This window comes from Planosporangium spinosum (genome assembly GCF_049999945.1).
Taxonomy (GTDB): domain Bacteria; phylum Actinomycetota; class Actinomycetes; order Mycobacteriales; family Micromonosporaceae; genus Planosporangium; species Planosporangium spinosum.
Genome location: NZ_JBLYUB010000004.1, coordinates 252,743 through 267,466, shown reverse-complemented (window position 1 = coordinate 267,466; position 14,724 = coordinate 252,743). Strand labels below are relative to the sequence as shown.

Below are 14,724 nucleotides of genomic sequence, written 5' to 3'. Positions count from 1 at the left end.
TCCGGTCCACCCGATCGGCCTGCTCCCGCTCGGCCCGACCCCGGTCGACCCGCAGCGCCGCGATCTCGCGCTCGAAATCACCCAGGGAGTCGAACGACCGGTAGACGCTCGCGAAGCGCAGGTATGCCACCTCGTCCAGCTCGCGCAGCGGTCCGAGGATGGCCAGGCCGACCTCGTGGCTGGGCACCTCGGCGGCGCCGCGCGCCCGGACGGCCTCCTCGACCCGCTGGGCCAGCACGGCGAGCGCGTCGTCGTCGACCGGCCGGCCCTGGCAGGCCTTGCGCACCCCGGTGATGATCTTCGAGCGGCTGAACGGCTCGGTGACGCCACTGCGCTTGACCACGGCGAGCACGGCCTCCTCGACCGTGGTGAACCGGCGGCCGCACTCCGGGCAGGAGCGGCGACGACGGATCAACTGGCCGTCGTCGGCCTCGCGTGAGTCGACGACCCGGGAGTCCGGGTGCCGACAGTACGGGCAGCGCATGGTCTGAGGGCCTCTCCTGCGTGGGCGCGGGCATGCCGAACACAGCGACACCGACCCGCCAGGGGGGGGCGTCACCGTGTATGACGAGTGGATGAACCGTGAGCGCGAAACCCCAACCTGTGGGCATCTCGTACCACTGGACTACTACATCTAGGGGCTGACGTTAGGCGGTGCGCCGATCATTCGCAAGTTAAAACGCCCTATCCGTGGCGCGTGTCGCGTGTCTAACGCGCGGGAACGGATTCGGTCGCTGGCCGATCGCACCTCGTGTCCGAAACGACACCCCTTCGCACACGCGTTCTATCGAACGGACGTACGATGTGATGTATCAGAGCCGGCCAAGCCGCGTCGAGCCGCCACGCCGCGACACGCCGGACGGAGTAGTACAGATGTTTGAAAGTGCCGGATCGGGCGGCTAGGTTCATTCGGCATATCGATCACGCACCACGGAGCGGGCCCCCACCCGGACCGTCGCTGCGACAAGGAGGATGGACGTGGCCACCGACGACCCCGCGAGCGGGCGCCAGACCGACGGCCGGGGCCCTGACCCCGACCCCGGCACCACCCCCGACCACGCGCCCACCCCGGGCCGCCCCGCCGGTACGGCGATCCCCTCAGCGCCGCGCGGCGGCCGCACCGCGGCCCGGCGCGGCGCCGGCAAGCGCGGTGGCCAGCCGGAGATCCGCCCCGTCACGTCGGTCGTGACCGCCTTCCCCGACCTCGTCGCGGCCGATCTGACCCAACGCCAGCGGCGGATCCTGGAGTTCATCCGCGGCGCGGTCGACCGCAACGGCTACCCGCCGAGCGTCCGCGAGATCGGTGAGGCCGTCGGCCTGGTCTCGCCGTCGAGCGTGGCCTACCAGCTCAAGGAGTTGGAGCGGAAGGGGTACCTGCGGCGCGACCCCAACCGGCCGCGCGCGGTCGACGTGCGCCCGCCCAGCGACCTCGTCGCCGAGCAGGAGGAGGCCGCCCGCGCCGCCCGCCCCGCCCCGGCCTACGTGCCGATGCTGGGCCGGATCGCGGCCGGTGGCCCGATCCTCGCCGAGCAGGCGGTGGAGGACGTCTTCCCGCTCCCCCGCGAACTCGTCGGCGAAGGCACCCTGTTCCTGCTACAGGTCAAGGGTGACTCGATGATCGACGCCGCCATCTGCGACGGCGACTGGGTAGCGGTGCGCCAGCAGCCGACCGCCAACAATGGCGAGATCGTCGCCGCGATGCTGGACGGCGAGGCGACGGTCAAGACGTACCGCAACCGCGACGGGCACGTGTGGTTGCTGCCGCACAATCCGGCGTTCGAGCCGATCCCGGGTGACGACGCCACCATCCTGGGCCGCGTCGTCGCCGTCCTGCGCCGGATCTGACCTCCGGACACGCGGAAAAGGGCCCCGGGGCGCTGGCAACGCGCCCCGGGGCCCTTTTCAGTAACGATCAGCGGGCCCTGAGGTGTTCAGTAGCGACCGTCACCGTCGTGTCCGGAGTGATACCCGGGCTGGAAGTACTCCCGGTTCCCCGGTGTCTGGTCGTAACCGGGCCGGGCCGGACCGCCACCGTAGACATTTCCGCCGCCGGACGGCGGCGCGCCGCCGCCGCGCTGCGGCGGCGAGGGCGGCGCGCCCACGGCACGTCCCGGCCGGCCGGGGTTCATGCCACCGGCCGGCGGCATCGGCCCGGCCGGTGGCCGGGGACCGGCCGGTGGCCGGGGACCGGCCGCGGCAGCCGCGGGACGGTTTCCGCCGGGCGGCACCGACGGACGAGGGCCAGCAGCAGCGGTGGCCGCCGCGACCGGCGGACGGTTGCCGCCCGACGGCGTCGCCGATCCGGTTCCGTCTCCGCCGGCCGGCCGGTCGGCCCCCTGCTCCTCGATCGCCGCCCGCCGCACCTTGCGCGACCGCCGGATCCCGATCACGCCGACCACCACCAGGATGAGGCCCAGCACGCCGACGCCGGCCACCAGGTTGATGATCTGAGGCAGCGACAGCTTCTGGTACCAGGAGCGGGTGTCACCCGTCTGGGCCGACTTGTCGGCCGCCGGGGTGGCCGCAGCGGTCGCGGCCGCCGGCTGGTACCGCAGGATCTTGGCGCCGCCCAGGGCCGAACAGGTCAGGAACGTCTTGCCGTCGGGGCTGTAGGCCAGGCACTCACCGCCCTGCTGGTCACTGGCCAGCGGAGTCACCCGCGGCTCGGTGGTCGTGATCGCCTTGACGATGTCGCCGTCGGGCACGGTCCACTCGTACGCGTCGGAGTACGTCCGCAGCGCGACCCGCTTGCGGTCGGGTGACTGGGCGCCGCCCGTCACCAGCAACTGACCGACGGTACCCATGCTGTTGGAGGTGCCGGTGCGCTTCGGGTTCCACACGCCGACCTTCTTGAGCGGCACGCCCTGCTTGCTCCCGGGCTGCAACTCCGCGGTCGGCTGGAAGATCTGCGTGGTGCCGCTGGTCTCCTTGGTCACGATGACCGGCGTGTCCCCGGCCCCGAACAGCAGCGCCTTGGCGTCGTGGTGCTCACCGTCGGGGTATGCCAGGCGGTGGATGACCGGGGCGGCGCCGCCGGGCGGCACCTTCCACAGCGCGATGGTGTCCCGGCGGTCGGCGTTGTTCGTGGAGTTGTCACCGGTGTCGGCCACCCACACCGTGCCGTCGGAGGCGACCGCCAGGTCCTGCGGATCGCGGGCGGGGTTGGCCGCCGGGTACGACAGCGGCTGGCGCAGCTGCTTGCACTTGCTGTCCAGGTAGTACAGCCGCCGGGCGGCGGACTCCGCCCCGGTGGTCGCCACCACGAACCCCTCCGACGTCGCGACGAGCCCGGTGACGCCGGTCAGCCGGTTGTCGGTCAACGTACAGACGGTTTCGGGAGCCGAGCCCGCAGCAGCCGCCGTCGGGCTCGGCTCGGCACCCGCCGGGGTCACCAGTCCGAAGACGGCAACCCATAACCCGATGACCACCAACCCCACTCGTCGCATCGGATCAGTTTGGCAGAGGTGTTGTCGATTCGGGGTACGGCCCGGCCTCAACTACGCCACATGGCCCGCCGCGGATCGGCCGACCAGCGCATACGGCGCCAACTCCGCCGCCAGACCCTCGGCCACCCGGACGTGCAGCACGGTCCCGTCGCTGGTGTGCTCGGTGCCGAGCACCTCGCCGGTGGAGTGCACCCGCGCAACCAGGTCGCCCCGGTCATACGGCACGCAGGCGTACACCTCGACGGCCGGCCACGGCAGCCGGTCCTCGACGGCCGCCCGTACCTCGGCGACGCCGGCCCCGGTACGCGCGGACACGAAGACGGCCTCCGGCCACTCCCGCGCGAGGCGCAGCAGGGTCTCCTCGTCGGCCGCGTCGGTCTTGTTGACCACCAGCAGCTCGGCGACCGTGTCGGCGCCGACCTCGGCGAGCACCTCACGTACCGCGCGGACCTGCTCCTCGGGGTCGGGGTGGCTGGCGTCGACCACGTGCAGCACGAGGTCGGCCTCGGCCACCTCCTCCAGCGTCGAGCGGAACGCCTCGACCAGCTGGTGCGGCAGGTGCCGGACGAACCCGACGGTGTCCGACAGCGTGTAGATCCGGCCGTCGGTGGCGCGGGCCCGGCGGGTCGTGGTGTCGAGGGTGGCGAACAGGGCGTTCTCCACCAGCAGCCCGGCGCCGGTCAACCGGTTGATCAGGCTGGACTTGCCGGCGTTGGTGTAGCCGGCGATCGCGACGCTCGGCACCCGGCGCTCGCGGCGACCGGCCCGCTTGGTCTCACGGATCGTGGCCATGCCGGCGATCTCGCGCTTGAGCCGGGAGATCCGGGTACGGATGCGCCGGCGGTCGGTCTCGAGCTTGGTCTCACCGGGGCCACGCAGACCCACCCCGCCGTTGCCGCTGGCGGAGCCACCGGCCTGCCGGCTCATCGCCTCACCCCAACCGCGCAGGCGGGGCAGCAGGTACTGCAGCTGGGCCAGCTCGACCTGGGCCTTGCCCTCCTTGCTCTTGGCGTGCTGGGCGAAGATGTCCAGGATGAGCGCGGTCCGGTCGATGACCTTGACCTTGACCTCGTTCTCGAGGTTGCGCAGCTGGGACGGGGACAGCTCGCCGTCGCAGATCACCGTGTCGGCACCGGTGGCCACGACCACGCTGCGCAGGTCGGCGACCTTGCCCCGGCCGATGTAGGTGGCGGGGTCGGGCCGGCCGCGCCGCTGGATCAGCCCGTCGAGCACCTGCGAGCCGGCCGTCTCGGCCAGCGCCGCCAGCTCGGCGAGGCTGTTGTCGGCGTCCGTGGCGGTGCCCTCGGTCCAGACACCGACCAGGACGACCCGCTCCAGCCGTAGCTGCCGGTACTCGACCTCGGTGATGTCGGACAGTTCCGTCGACAGGCCCGCGACCCGGCGCAGCGCGTGACGCTCCTCGAGCTCCAGCTCGCCGGTGGTGGCGTCGTCGAGGTCCGCGCCGTCGCGGCCCTGGCCCGGCCGCCCGCCCAGATCGTCGAGGTCGAGCTCGAGGTCCAGGTCGTACGCGGATGTCAGGTTGGTTTCTCGCATCGCTTCCGATCGTGTCATGTCGTCACAGGCGGCGCACCCGCAATTTGCGGGCCGCCAGGGTTTGCGTACCCCCGTTACCGCACGTGATGCCTGCCGATACGGGCGGGGTGGGCGTTGCTGACGGGGAGATAACCCGCAAAATAGAACGCCGTGACCGTACGTCGTCTTCCCAGTGCCGGGTTCTCCATTACCATCCGGGCCGCCGTGACCGCGGACGCCTCCGCAATCGGTCGGCTCACTACCGCGGTCGGCGAGGCGGGCGGCGTCGTCACCGCCCTCGACGTGGTCGACTCCGACCACACCCGCATCATCGCCGACCTCACCTGCGACACCGCCGACGCCGCACACGCCGACCAGGTCGTCGGCGCGCTGGAGGCCATGGACGGCGTCGAGGTCCGCAAGGTCTCCGACCGCACGTTCCTGCTGCACCTCGGTGGCAAGATCGAGGTCACCTCGAAGGTCGCCCTCCGCACCCGCGACGAGCTGTCCCGGGCGTACACGCCGGGCGTGGCCCGGGTCTGCCTCGCGATCGCCGAGAACCCCGAGGACGCCCGGCGCCTGACGATCAAGCGCAACACCGTCGCGGTCGTCACCGACGGATCGGCCGTCCTCGGCCTGGGCAACATCGGCCCGGCCGCCGCGCTGCCGGTGATGGAGGGCAAGGCCGCCCTGTTCAAGCGGTTCGCCGGGGTGGACGCCTGGCCGGTCGTGCTGGACACCCAGGACACCGACGAGATCGTCAGCATCGTGAAGGCTCTCGCGCCCGCGTACGGCGGAATCAACCTCGAGGACATCGCCGCGCCACGCTGCTTCGAGATCGAGGCGCGCCTGCGCGAGGCGCTCGACATCCCGGTCTTCCACGACGACCAGCACGGTACGGCGATCTGCGTGCTCGCCGCGCTCACCAACGCGCTGCGGGTGGTCGGCAAGCGACTGGCCGACGTCCGGGTGGTGGTCTCCGGTTCCGGCGCCGCGGGTACCGCGATCATGAAGCTGCTGCTCCGCCAGGGCGTCGGCGACCTGATCGCCACCGACCGCCCGGGCGCCCTGTACCGCGGCATGCCGGGGCTGAGCGGGTCCTGGCAGTGGCTGGCCGAGCACACCAACCGCGACAACTACGCCGGTGACCTGCGCGGCGCGATCCGGGGTGCCGACGTGTTCATCGGCGTCAGCGCCCCCAACCTGCTCACCGGCGACGACATCGCCACGATGGCGAAGGACTCGATCGTGTTCGCGCTGGCCAACCCCGACCCGGAGGTGGACCCCCGGGCGGCCCGCGAGCACGCCGCGATCGTCGCCACCGGCCGCTCCGACCAGCCCAACCAGATCAACAACGTCCTGGCGTTCCCCGGCGTCTTCCGCGGCATGCTCGACGCGCAGGCGCGCGGGTACACCGACGACATGGCGCTCGCGGCGGCCCGGGCCATCGCCGACACCGTCGGCGCGGACAAGCTCAACGCCAGCGTCATCGTGCCCAGCGTGTTCGACGCCCGGGTCGCACCGGCGGTCGCCGCGGCCGTCCGCGCCGTCGCCAAGGGCGAGGACGTGACGACCGGCGACGGGTTCGCCGGCGGTGCGGCGTCGGAGATCCTGCGGACCACCATCGGCCAGGTACCCGACGTGCCGGACCCGGCGGTGAACTGACGGTCGCGGGGCCGGCGCTACGCGGCGCCGGCCTCCGCCGCACCCACCTCGCGGTGGCCGTCCTCCGGTGCCGGCAGCCGCACGTCGAGCGCCGCCGGGTCGACGGTGCCGGTGGCCACGATGACCGCCGGCCCGGCCAGCCAGCACGCCTCGTCGTCGAGCGTGACGGTCAGCCTGCCGCCGGGGACGTCCACGGCCACCCGGCCGGTGCGGAAGCCCGCGTCGGCGAGCGCCACGGCCGCCACGGCACACGCCCCCGAACCGCACGACAGCGTCTCCCCCGAGCCCCGCTCGTAGACGCGCATCCGGACGTGCAGGTCGGCGCCGGGCACCGCGACGGCCGGCGCGGAGAACTCGACGTTGACCCCGGCGGGGAAGTCCGCGTCGCTGAACTCCGGCGACGTGGACAGGTCCAGGCCGGCGAGTTCGTGCGTGTCGGCCACCCGGCAGACCAGGTGCGGGTTGCCGACGTCGACGGCCTCGCCGACGTACCGGCTGCCCTCGACCCGGGCCACGCTCTGCCCGTACACGCGGGGCTTGGCCAGGCCGGTGGAGATCTCCTCGGGGCCGACGACCACGCGTACGACACCGGCGCGGGTCGCCACCGTCAGCTCGCCGGCGGCGGCCAGGCCGGTCTCGACCAGGTACCGCGCGTACACCCGTACGCCGTTGCCGCACATCTCGGCGTACGTGCCGTCGGCGTTCCAGTAGTCCATGAACCACTCGGCGTCACCGACGAAACGGGCGGCGTCCGGGTGGGCGGCGGTGCGGACCACCCGCAGCACGCCGTCGGCGCCGATCCCCCGACGCCGGTCGCACAGGGCGGCCACCAGCCGCGGCGTGAGCGGCAGCGTCCCGTCCGGATCGGGAAGGATGACGAAGTCGTTGCCGGTGCCGTGCCCCTTGGCGTAGTTCAACGCCCTGCCCTCGCGTAACACGCCGTCATCATGACACCTCCAGGAACGATTCCGCCGTACCTCGGGCGACCGCCACGGCGTCCGGGGCGGCCGCGTCGAGCCAGTGGATCCGCGGATCACGCCGGAACCAGGACCGCTGGCGCCGGACGAACCGGCGGGTGGTCCGGATCGTCGCTTCGCGCGCCGCTTCCTCGGTGTCGGCGCCGTCGAGGAAGCGCAGGACCTGGTGGTAGCCGAGAGCACGGCTGGCGGTACGCCCGTCGCGCAGCCCCCGGGCCTCCAGCGCGCGCACCTCGTCGACCAGGCCGGCCGCCCACATCTGGTCGACCCGGGCGGCGATCCGCGCGTCCAGGAGCCCCGCGTCGAGGTCGACGCCGAGCTGGAGAGCGCGGTAGTGCGGCCGGGGCTCCGGCAGCTCGGCGGTGAACCGCCCGCCGGTGAGCGCGATCACCTCCAGGGCCCGCACGATGCGCCGGCCGTTGCTGGGCAGGATCCGCTCGGCCGCCACCGGGTCGGCCGCCACCAGCCGGGCGTACAGCGGCGCCGGGCCGTTTTCCGCCAGTTCGGCCTCCAGCTCCGCCCGCAGCACGGGGTCGGTGCCGGGAAACTCGAACTCCTCCAGGACCGCACGCACGTACAGCCCCGACCCGCCCACCAGCAGCGGTACCCGGCCGCGCGCCAGGATGTCGTCGATCGCGGCGCGCGCCAGCCGCTGGTACACCGCGACGCTGGCCGGCTCGGTCACGTCCCAGATGTCGAGGACGTGGTGGGCGACGCCGGCACGCTCGTCGGGGCGCAGCTTGGCGGTACCGATGTCCATGCCGCGGTACAACTGCATCGAGTCGGCGTTGACCACCTCGCCGCCGAGGGCGTGCGCGAGCGTGAGGCTCAGGTCGGACTTGCCGGCCGCGGTCGGCCCGACCACGGCGATCACCGGACCCGGCAGCGCGGTCACGGCCGTACCACCGTGGCGTGGCCGGTGTGCACCGCGACCGTGGTCCGCTCACCCCACGAGGCGGCCGAATCGCGGTACGGTGACGATGACTCCCACGTCCGGCAACCGTCGCCGAGCGTCGCCGACCGCCGTCGGGCCGCGCCCCGTCGCACCACCGCGGCTCCCGGAACACCGGCTCCGGCGACACCGGAGGCGGCGTCGGAGGTGGGGAGCGTCGGGCTGGGGCAGACGGCGGCGGTGAACGGCACGCCGAAAACGGTATCGGGTGGCTTCACCCGGTCCGTACCGGACTGGGCGGAACTCGTCGGCGGCAACCTGACAGGGAAAGTCACGGTTCGGCTGCGGCCGCTCGACGCGGACGGGGTCGGACCTGTGAGAATGAGCCCGGAACGACTGAACACTGCTGCGCGACGGCGGCGACACCGGGGGTTACCGCAAATCCACGGGCGCCGGGAAAACGAGGATGGGCACATGAGCGAGCGAATCGGGAGGCTCAGCGCGTTTGAGTCTCGTGCCGAGGCCGAGCGAAGCGAGGTGGCGGCATGACCGACCCCACGGCCTTCGGTCGCGTCGACGCCGACGGCACGGTGTACCTGAAGACCGCGGCGGGTGAACGCGCCGTGGGTTCCTGGCAGGCCGGAACCCCCGAGGAGGGACTGGCCCACTTCGCCCGACGCTTCGCCGACCTGGCCACCGAGGTGGACCTCATCGAGGCCCGGCTGGGCAGCGGCACCGCCGACGCGGCCCACTCCCTGAACAGCATCCGCCGCCTGCGCGCCAGCCTGGACACCGCGCACGTCGTCGGCGACGTCGACGGCCTCACGGCCCGGCTGGACAAGCTCGCCACGATCGCCGAGGAGAAGGCCGGCGCGGCGCGGGCGGCCCGCGACGCCGCGCGTTCCGAGGCGGTGGCGCGCAAGACCGCGCTGGTCGAGGAGGCCGAGAAGATCGCGGCCGAGGCGACCGGCTGGAAGAGCGCCGGCGACCGGCTCAAGGAGATCCTCGACGAGTGGAAGACCATCCACGGCGTCGACAAGAAGACCGACGGCGAACTGTGGAAGCGGTACGCGGCTGCCCGCGACTCGTTCACCCGCCGCCGGGGTGCCCACTTCGCCATCCTCGACGCCACCCGCAAGCAGGCCCAGAACCACAAGGAGGAGCTGGTCGCCGAGGTCGAGGCGCTGTCCGACTCCACGGACTGGGGCCCCACCGCCGCCCGGCTCAAGGAGCTGATGGGCGAGTGGAAGGCCGCGCCGCGCGCGTCCAAGGAGGCCGAGCAGAAACTCTGGGAGAGGTTCCGGGCGGCGCAGGACGCGTTCTTCAGCCGCCGCAGCGAGGTCTTCTCCGCCCGTGACGCGGAGCTGAAGGGCCACCTGGAGCGCAAGCAGGAGCTGCTGGCGCAGGCCGAGGCGATCGACGTCGACGCCGACCCGCGGGCCGCGCAGGCCAAGCTGCGCGAGATCCAGGGCCAGTGGCACGACATCGGTCGGGTGCCACGCGACGCCGCGGCCGGCCTCGACCGGCGGCTGCGCGCCATCGAGGACCGGGTCAAGCACGCGATGGACGCCGCCTGGCGCCGCACCCCGCCCGAGGAGAGCCCGCTGCTGGCGCAGATGCGCGAGCAGGTCGCCGAGGCCGAGCAGCGGCTGGCCAAGGCGCAGGCCGCCGGTGACGCCCGGCGCATCCGGGAGGCTCAGCAGGCGCTGGAGTCCAAGCGGAACTTCCTTGCCCTCGCCGAGCACAGTGCCTGAACCCGTATCGGCTGCGGTGCCCGGGTCCGTGCCGGCTGCGGTGCCCGGGTCCGCGCCGGCTGCGGTGCCCGGCCTGGGAACGACCCGGTCGCGGCAGGTGACCGCGGTCGAGCGGATCATCCGCTTCTCCACGGTCTTCAACTTCCGCGACCTCGGCGGCTACGAGGCCGCCGACGGCCGGACCGTCCGGTGGGGCCGGGTGTACCGCTCCGACGGGCTGCACCGGCTGGTCGACGACGACTTCGAGGAGTTCGCCGCGCTCGGCGTGCGTACCGTGCTCGACCTCCGGCGCCCGGACGAGCTGGCGGCCGACGGCCGCGTGGCGGACTCCCTGAGGTTGGACTACCACAACGTCAACTTCCACGCCGACATGTGGCCGGATCACAACCTGGGCCCCGACGACATGCCCCGGTACCTTGCCGACCGGTACGCCGAGATGGCCGAGGGGGGCCTGACCGGCCGCAACGGCGTGGGTGCGGCGCTGCGGCTGATCGCCGACTCGCGGTCCGCCCCGCTGGCGTTCCACTGCGCCGCCGGCAAGGACCGCACCGGGGTGCTCGCCGCGCTGACCCTGAGCCTGCTCGGGGTCAGCGACGACGACATCGCGGCCGACTACGCGCTCACCGAGGAGTCGGAACGGCGGTTCCGGCAGTGGCGCCGCAGCCTCTCCCCGGACGTACCGGAGGAGGCCGGCCACGCGCCGGCCTGGGTGCTCAACCCGTGCCCCCGGGAGGCGATGCACCTGTTCCTGACCGAGCTGCGCGAGCGCCACGGCTCGGTGGAGAGCTACGTCCGGCGGGCCGGGTTGACGGTCACCGACGTGACCCGGCTACGGGAGAACCTGCTCGACTGACCCTCACGTCCGTGATCGTGAAGGTTTCGGAGGCTCTGGCCCGGAAACCCTTCACGATCACGGCTCGGATGGATGGTCAGTCGCAGCCGCAGGCGGTCGCCGGAGCACTCGTCGCCGGCGGCGCACCGAGGGTGGGCATCCCGAGCGCCACGCCCGGGGTACGTACGGCGTTGCCGGCCGCCCAGACGTCGCCGGCCCGGGTGCGCCGGTGCGAGACCAGCGGCCCGTCGGCGTTGAGGTGGTGCGGGGCGGCGTACGTGATCGTGGTGTGCACGATGTCGCCGGGCCGGATCCGGGTGTCACCAGCGGCGAAGTGCACCAGCCGGCCGTCGCGGGCCCGGCCGGACATCCGGCCGGTCGCGCCGTCCTTGCGCCCCTCACCGGTGGCGACCAGGACCTCGACGGTCTGCCCGACCAACTGCTTGTTCTCCGCCCAGGTGATCTCCTCCAGGCAGGCGACCAGCCGGTCGTACCGGTCCTGCACGACCTCCTTGGGCACCTGGTCGGCAAAAGTGGCCGCCGGGGTGCCGGGGCGCTTGGAGTACTGGAACGTGAAGGCGCTGGCGAAGCGGGCGGCCCGGACCACCTCCAGGGTGCCCTGGAAGTCCTCCTCGGTCTCCCCCGGGAACCCGACGATGATGTCGGTGGTGATCGCCGCGTCCGGCATGGCCGCCCGGACCTTGTCGATGATCCCCAGGTACCGGTCGGTGCGGTAGGACCGGCGCATCGCCTTCAACACCCGGTCGGAGCCCGACTGCAGCGGCATGTGGAGCTGGTGGCAGACGTTGGGCGTCTCGGCCATCGCGTCGATCACGTCGTCGGTGAACGCCGCCGGGTGCGGGGACGTGAAGCGGACCCGCTCCAGCCCTTCGATACCACCGCAGGAGCGCAGCAGCTTGCCGAACGCGAGCCGGTCGCCGAACTCGACGCCGTACGTGTTGACGTTCTGCCCGAGCAGGGTCACCTCGAGGATCCCCTCGGCCACCAGCGCCTCGACCTCGGCGAGGATCTCGCCGGGCCGGCGGTCCTTCTCCTTGCCCCGCAGCGCCGGCACGATACAGAAGGTGCAGGTGTTGTTGCAGCCGACCGAGATCGACACCCAGCCGGCGTACGCCGAATCGCGGCGGGTCGGCAGCGTCGACGGGAACACCTCGAGCGACTCGAGGATCTCCACCTCGGCGGCGGCGTTGTGTCGGGCCCGCTCCAGCAGCGTGGGCAGCGAGCCGATGTTGTGGGTACCGAACACCACGTCGACCCAGGGCGCCCGCTTGACGATCTCGCCGCGGTCCTTCTGCGCGAGGCAGCCGCCGACGGCGATCTGCATGCCCGGGTGGGCCTTCTTCACCGGGTGCAGGTGTCCGAGGTTGCCGTAGAGGCGGTTGTCGGCGTTCTCCCGCACCGCACAGGTGTTGAACACGACCACGTCGGGCTGCTCGCCGTCGGTGGCGGGTACGTACCCGGCACTCTCGAGCAGCCCCGAGATGCGCTCGGAGTCATGCGCGTTCATCTGGCAGCCGTAGGTGCGCACCTCGTAGGTGCGCGCGGCGGCTGGCACGGTAGTGGTACCCATAACGGTTGTACAGCGTATCCGGCCCGGTCGGGAGACGAAGAATGTGTCGCAGTATCAAGACGCTCCGCCCGCCGTTCACCCCTGACGTGGACGATGCCGACATCGAGGCGGCGGCGCTGCAGTACGTGCGGAAGATTTCGGGCTTTCGTCAGCCTTCGGCCCGCAACAAGGTGATTTTCGAGGCGGCGGTCGCGGAGGTCGCGAAGGCAACCCGTACCCTGCTCAACGAGCTTGAGGTACAGGGCGTTACCCGTACGTGACCTCCAGGCCTGACGATCAGCACACGAGAGTACGAAGGCGGGGTACATGACAACGACGTCGACCGGCGAGCCGCTGATCGCCATGGAACGGGTCAACAAGCATTTCGGCTCGCTGCACGTCCTCCGGGACGTGGACCTGACCGTGGACCGCGGTGAAGTGGTCGTGGTGATCGGCCCGTCCGGTTCGGGTAAGTCGACACTGTGCCGTTCGATCAACCGCCTGGAGCCGATCGACTCCGGCGAGATCCGCTTCGACGGACAGCCGCTGCCGGCCGAGGGGCGCGCGCTCGCCCGGCTGCGCAGCGAGGTCGGCATGGTGTTCCAGTCGTTCAACCTGTTCGCCCACAAGACGGTGCTCGACAACGTCATGCTGGGCCCGATCAAGGTGCGCAGGGAGAAGCCGGCCGTGGTGCGCGAGCGGGCGATGAGCCTGCTCGACCGGGTGGGCATCGCCAACCAGGCCGACAAGCTGCCGGCGCAGCTGTCCGGCGGTCAGCAGCAGCGCGCGGCGATCGCCCGGGCGCTGGCGATGCAGCCGAAGGCGATGCTGTTCGACGAGCCGACGAGCGCCCTCGACCCGGAGATGGTCGGTGAGGTGCTCGACGTGATGACCTCGCTCGCCACCGACGGCATGACGATGATCGTGGTGACCCACGAGATGGGCTTCGCCCGGCACGCCGCCAACCGGGTCGTGTTCATGGCCGATGGCCAACTGGTGGAGCAGGCGCCACCCGCGGAGTTCTTCGCCAATCCCCGAAGCGACCGGGCCAAGGACTTCCTGTCCAAGATTCTTACGCACTGACACTTTCCTGGCTCAGTGTCGTTCATTGTGGAGGCGGCCGACCCCGGATCGGCCACTCGACGGGAGGAGTAACTAGATGCGATTGACCCGCTTCGCGGCGCTCGCAGCGTCCGCGGTGTTCGTTCTTGGTGCGGCGGCCTGTGGCGGCGACAGCAAGAGCGACGGCGGCTCGGACGTGAAGAAGGACGTCAACTTCGCGGCCGGCACCACCATGGAGAAGCTCAACAAGGACCAGAAGATCCGGATCGGCACCAAGTTCGACCAGCCGCTGTTCGGGCTCAAGGGCCTCGACGGCAAGCCGGCCGGCTTCGACGTGGAGATCGGCAAGCTCATCGCGGGCGAGCTGGGCATCCCGGCCGACAAGATCGAGTGGGTCGAGTCGCCCTCGAAGGTCCGCGAGGAGTACATCGAGCAGGGCAAGGTCGACATCGTCGTCGCCACCTACACGATCAGTGACACCCGCAAGCAGCGGGTCGACTTCGCCGGGCCGTACTACGTGGCCGGCCAGCAGATCCTGACCCGTAAGGACGACAACTCGATCACCGGGCCGGACTCGTTCAAGGACGGCACCAAGAAGGTCTGCTCGGTGACCGGCTCGACCCCCGGCAAGAACATCGAGCAGTACCTGAAGGACAAGACCACCCAGCTGGTGCTGTTCGACACCTACTCCAAGTGCGCGGACGCGGTGAAGAACAAGCAGGTCGACGCGCTCACCACCGACAACGTCATCCTGTCCGGCTTCGTGTCCGACAACCCGAACGACTTCAAGCTCGTCGGCGAGAAGTTCACGAAGGAGCCGTACGGCATCGGCCTGAAGAAGGGCGACACCGAGTTCCGCAACTTCATCAACGACACCCTGGAGAAGATCGCCAAGGACGGTCGGTACGAGAAGGCGTGGAAGGACACCGTCGGCAAGGTCGACAAGAACACGCCGGCCGCCCCGGCCGTCGACCGGTACTGACAGCGACCGGA

The 14,724-nt window shown here is 71.5% G+C and carries 13 protein-coding genes and 1 pseudogene; 7 read left to right on the top strand and 7 right to left on the bottom strand.

The window, feature by feature from the left end; all coding sequences use genetic code 11:
* Nucleotides 1–49 precede the first annotated feature (49 nt).
* Nucleotides 50–484: pseudogene (nrdR, locus tag ACNTMW_RS07945) on the bottom strand (transcriptional regulator NrdR); the annotation flags it as partial.
* 608 nt (nt 485–1,092) lie between these two features.
* Here nrdR and lexA point away from each other — a divergent pair.
* Complete coding sequence (gene lexA, locus ACNTMW_RS07940) at nt 1,093–1,845, top strand: transcriptional repressor LexA (RefSeq protein ID WP_426632862.1); 753 nt, start codon at nt 1,093–1,095, stop codon at nt 1,843–1,845.
* A gap of 86 nt (nt 1,846–1,931) precedes the next feature.
* Here lexA and ACNTMW_RS07935 read toward each other — a convergent pair whose 3' ends face one another.
* Together ACNTMW_RS07935 and hflX are read right to left on the bottom strand one after the other, a co-directional pair.
* Nucleotides 1,932–3,320 (bottom strand): SMP-30/gluconolactonase/LRE family protein, encoded by a 1,389-nt coding sequence (locus ACNTMW_RS07935; RefSeq protein WP_426632754.1) that lies wholly within the window; start codon nt 3,318–3,320, stop codon nt 1,932–1,934.
* Between the two features lie 177 nt (nt 3,321–3,497).
* Complete coding sequence (gene hflX / locus ACNTMW_RS07930) at nt 3,498–5,000, bottom strand: GTPase HflX (RefSeq protein ID WP_426632753.1); 1,503 nt, start codon at nt 4,998–5,000, stop codon at nt 3,498–3,500.
* A gap of 150 nt (nt 5,001–5,150) precedes the next feature.
* Here hflX and ACNTMW_RS07925 point away from each other — a divergent pair, with 150 nt between their 5' ends.
* Nucleotides 5,151–6,644 carry an NAD-dependent malic enzyme gene (locus ACNTMW_RS07925; RefSeq protein WP_426632752.1) on the top strand — a complete coding sequence of 498 codons (1,494 nt, stop codon included), beginning with the start codon at nt 5,151–5,153 and terminating at the stop codon, nt 6,642–6,644.
* Between the two features lie 17 nt (nt 6,645–6,661).
* On the opposite strand, the gene dapF is transcribed toward ACNTMW_RS07925, so the two are convergent.
* Genes dapF through ACNTMW_RS07910 form a run of 3 tightly spaced genes read right to left on the bottom strand, consistent with a single transcriptional unit; the run spans nt 6,662 to nt 8,764 of the window.
* On the bottom strand, nt 6,662–7,561 hold the full coding sequence (gene dapF, locus ACNTMW_RS07920; protein ID WP_426632861.1) for a diaminopimelate epimerase: 900 nt from the start codon (nt 7,559–7,561) through the stop codon (nt 6,662–6,664).
* A gap of 28 nt (nt 7,562–7,589) precedes the next feature.
* Nucleotides 7,590–8,516: a tRNA (adenosine(37)-N6)-dimethylallyltransferase MiaA gene (gene miaA / locus ACNTMW_RS07915; protein ID WP_426632751.1), complete on the bottom strand. Its 927-nt coding sequence runs from the start codon at nt 8,514–8,516 to the stop codon at nt 7,590–7,592.
* Nucleotides 8,513–8,764: a hypothetical protein gene (locus ACNTMW_RS07910; protein ID WP_426632750.1), complete on the bottom strand. Its 252-nt coding sequence runs from the start codon at nt 8,762–8,764 to the stop codon at nt 8,513–8,515. Before ACNTMW_RS07910 ends, miaA begins: the two co-directional genes overlap by 4 nt.
* Nucleotides 8,765–9,058: 294 nt before the next feature.
* On the opposite strand from ACNTMW_RS07910, the gene ACNTMW_RS07905 reads away from it, so the two are divergent.
* Both ACNTMW_RS07905 and ACNTMW_RS07900 read left to right on the top strand, forming a co-directional pair.
* Nucleotides 9,059–10,267 (top strand): DUF349 domain-containing protein, encoded by a 1,209-nt coding sequence (locus ACNTMW_RS07905; RefSeq protein WP_426632749.1) that lies wholly within the window; start codon nt 9,059–9,061, stop codon nt 10,265–10,267.
* A 97-nt stretch (nt 10,268–10,364) separates the two neighbouring features.
* The gene (locus tag ACNTMW_RS07900) at nt 10,365–11,120 is read left to right on the top strand and encodes a tyrosine-protein phosphatase (protein WP_426632748.1); all 756 of its coding nucleotides are present in this window, start codon (nt 10,365–10,367) and stop codon (nt 11,118–11,120) included.
* 76 nt (nt 11,121–11,196) lie between these two features.
* Here the strand turns inward: ACNTMW_RS07900 and miaB are convergent, their stop codons facing one another.
* Nucleotides 11,197–12,690: a tRNA (N6-isopentenyl adenosine(37)-C2)-methylthiotransferase MiaB gene (gene miaB / locus ACNTMW_RS07895; protein ID WP_426632747.1), complete on the bottom strand. Its 1,494-nt coding sequence runs from the start codon at nt 12,688–12,690 to the stop codon at nt 11,197–11,199.
* 41 nt (nt 12,691–12,731) lie between these two features.
* On the opposite strand from miaB, the gene ACNTMW_RS07890 reads away from it, so the two are divergent.
* The 3 genes from ACNTMW_RS07890 (at nt 12,732) to ACNTMW_RS07880 (ending at nt 14,713) form a co-directional block, all read left to right on the top strand.
* Nucleotides 12,732–12,950 (top strand): DUF2277 domain-containing protein, encoded by a 219-nt coding sequence (locus ACNTMW_RS07890; RefSeq protein WP_426632746.1) that lies wholly within the window; start codon nt 12,732–12,734, stop codon nt 12,948–12,950.
* A gap of 46 nt (nt 12,951–12,996) precedes the next feature.
* Nucleotides 12,997–13,752: an amino acid ABC transporter ATP-binding protein gene (locus tag ACNTMW_RS07885; protein ID WP_426632745.1), complete on the top strand. Its 756-nt coding sequence runs from the start codon at nt 12,997–12,999 to the stop codon at nt 13,750–13,752.
* Nucleotides 13,753–13,828: 76 nt separating this feature from the next.
* Complete coding sequence (locus ACNTMW_RS07880; protein ID WP_426632744.1) at nt 13,829–14,713, top strand: glutamate ABC transporter substrate-binding protein; 885 nt, start codon at nt 13,829–13,831, stop codon at nt 14,711–14,713.
* Nucleotides 14,714–14,724: the final 11 nt, after the last annotated feature.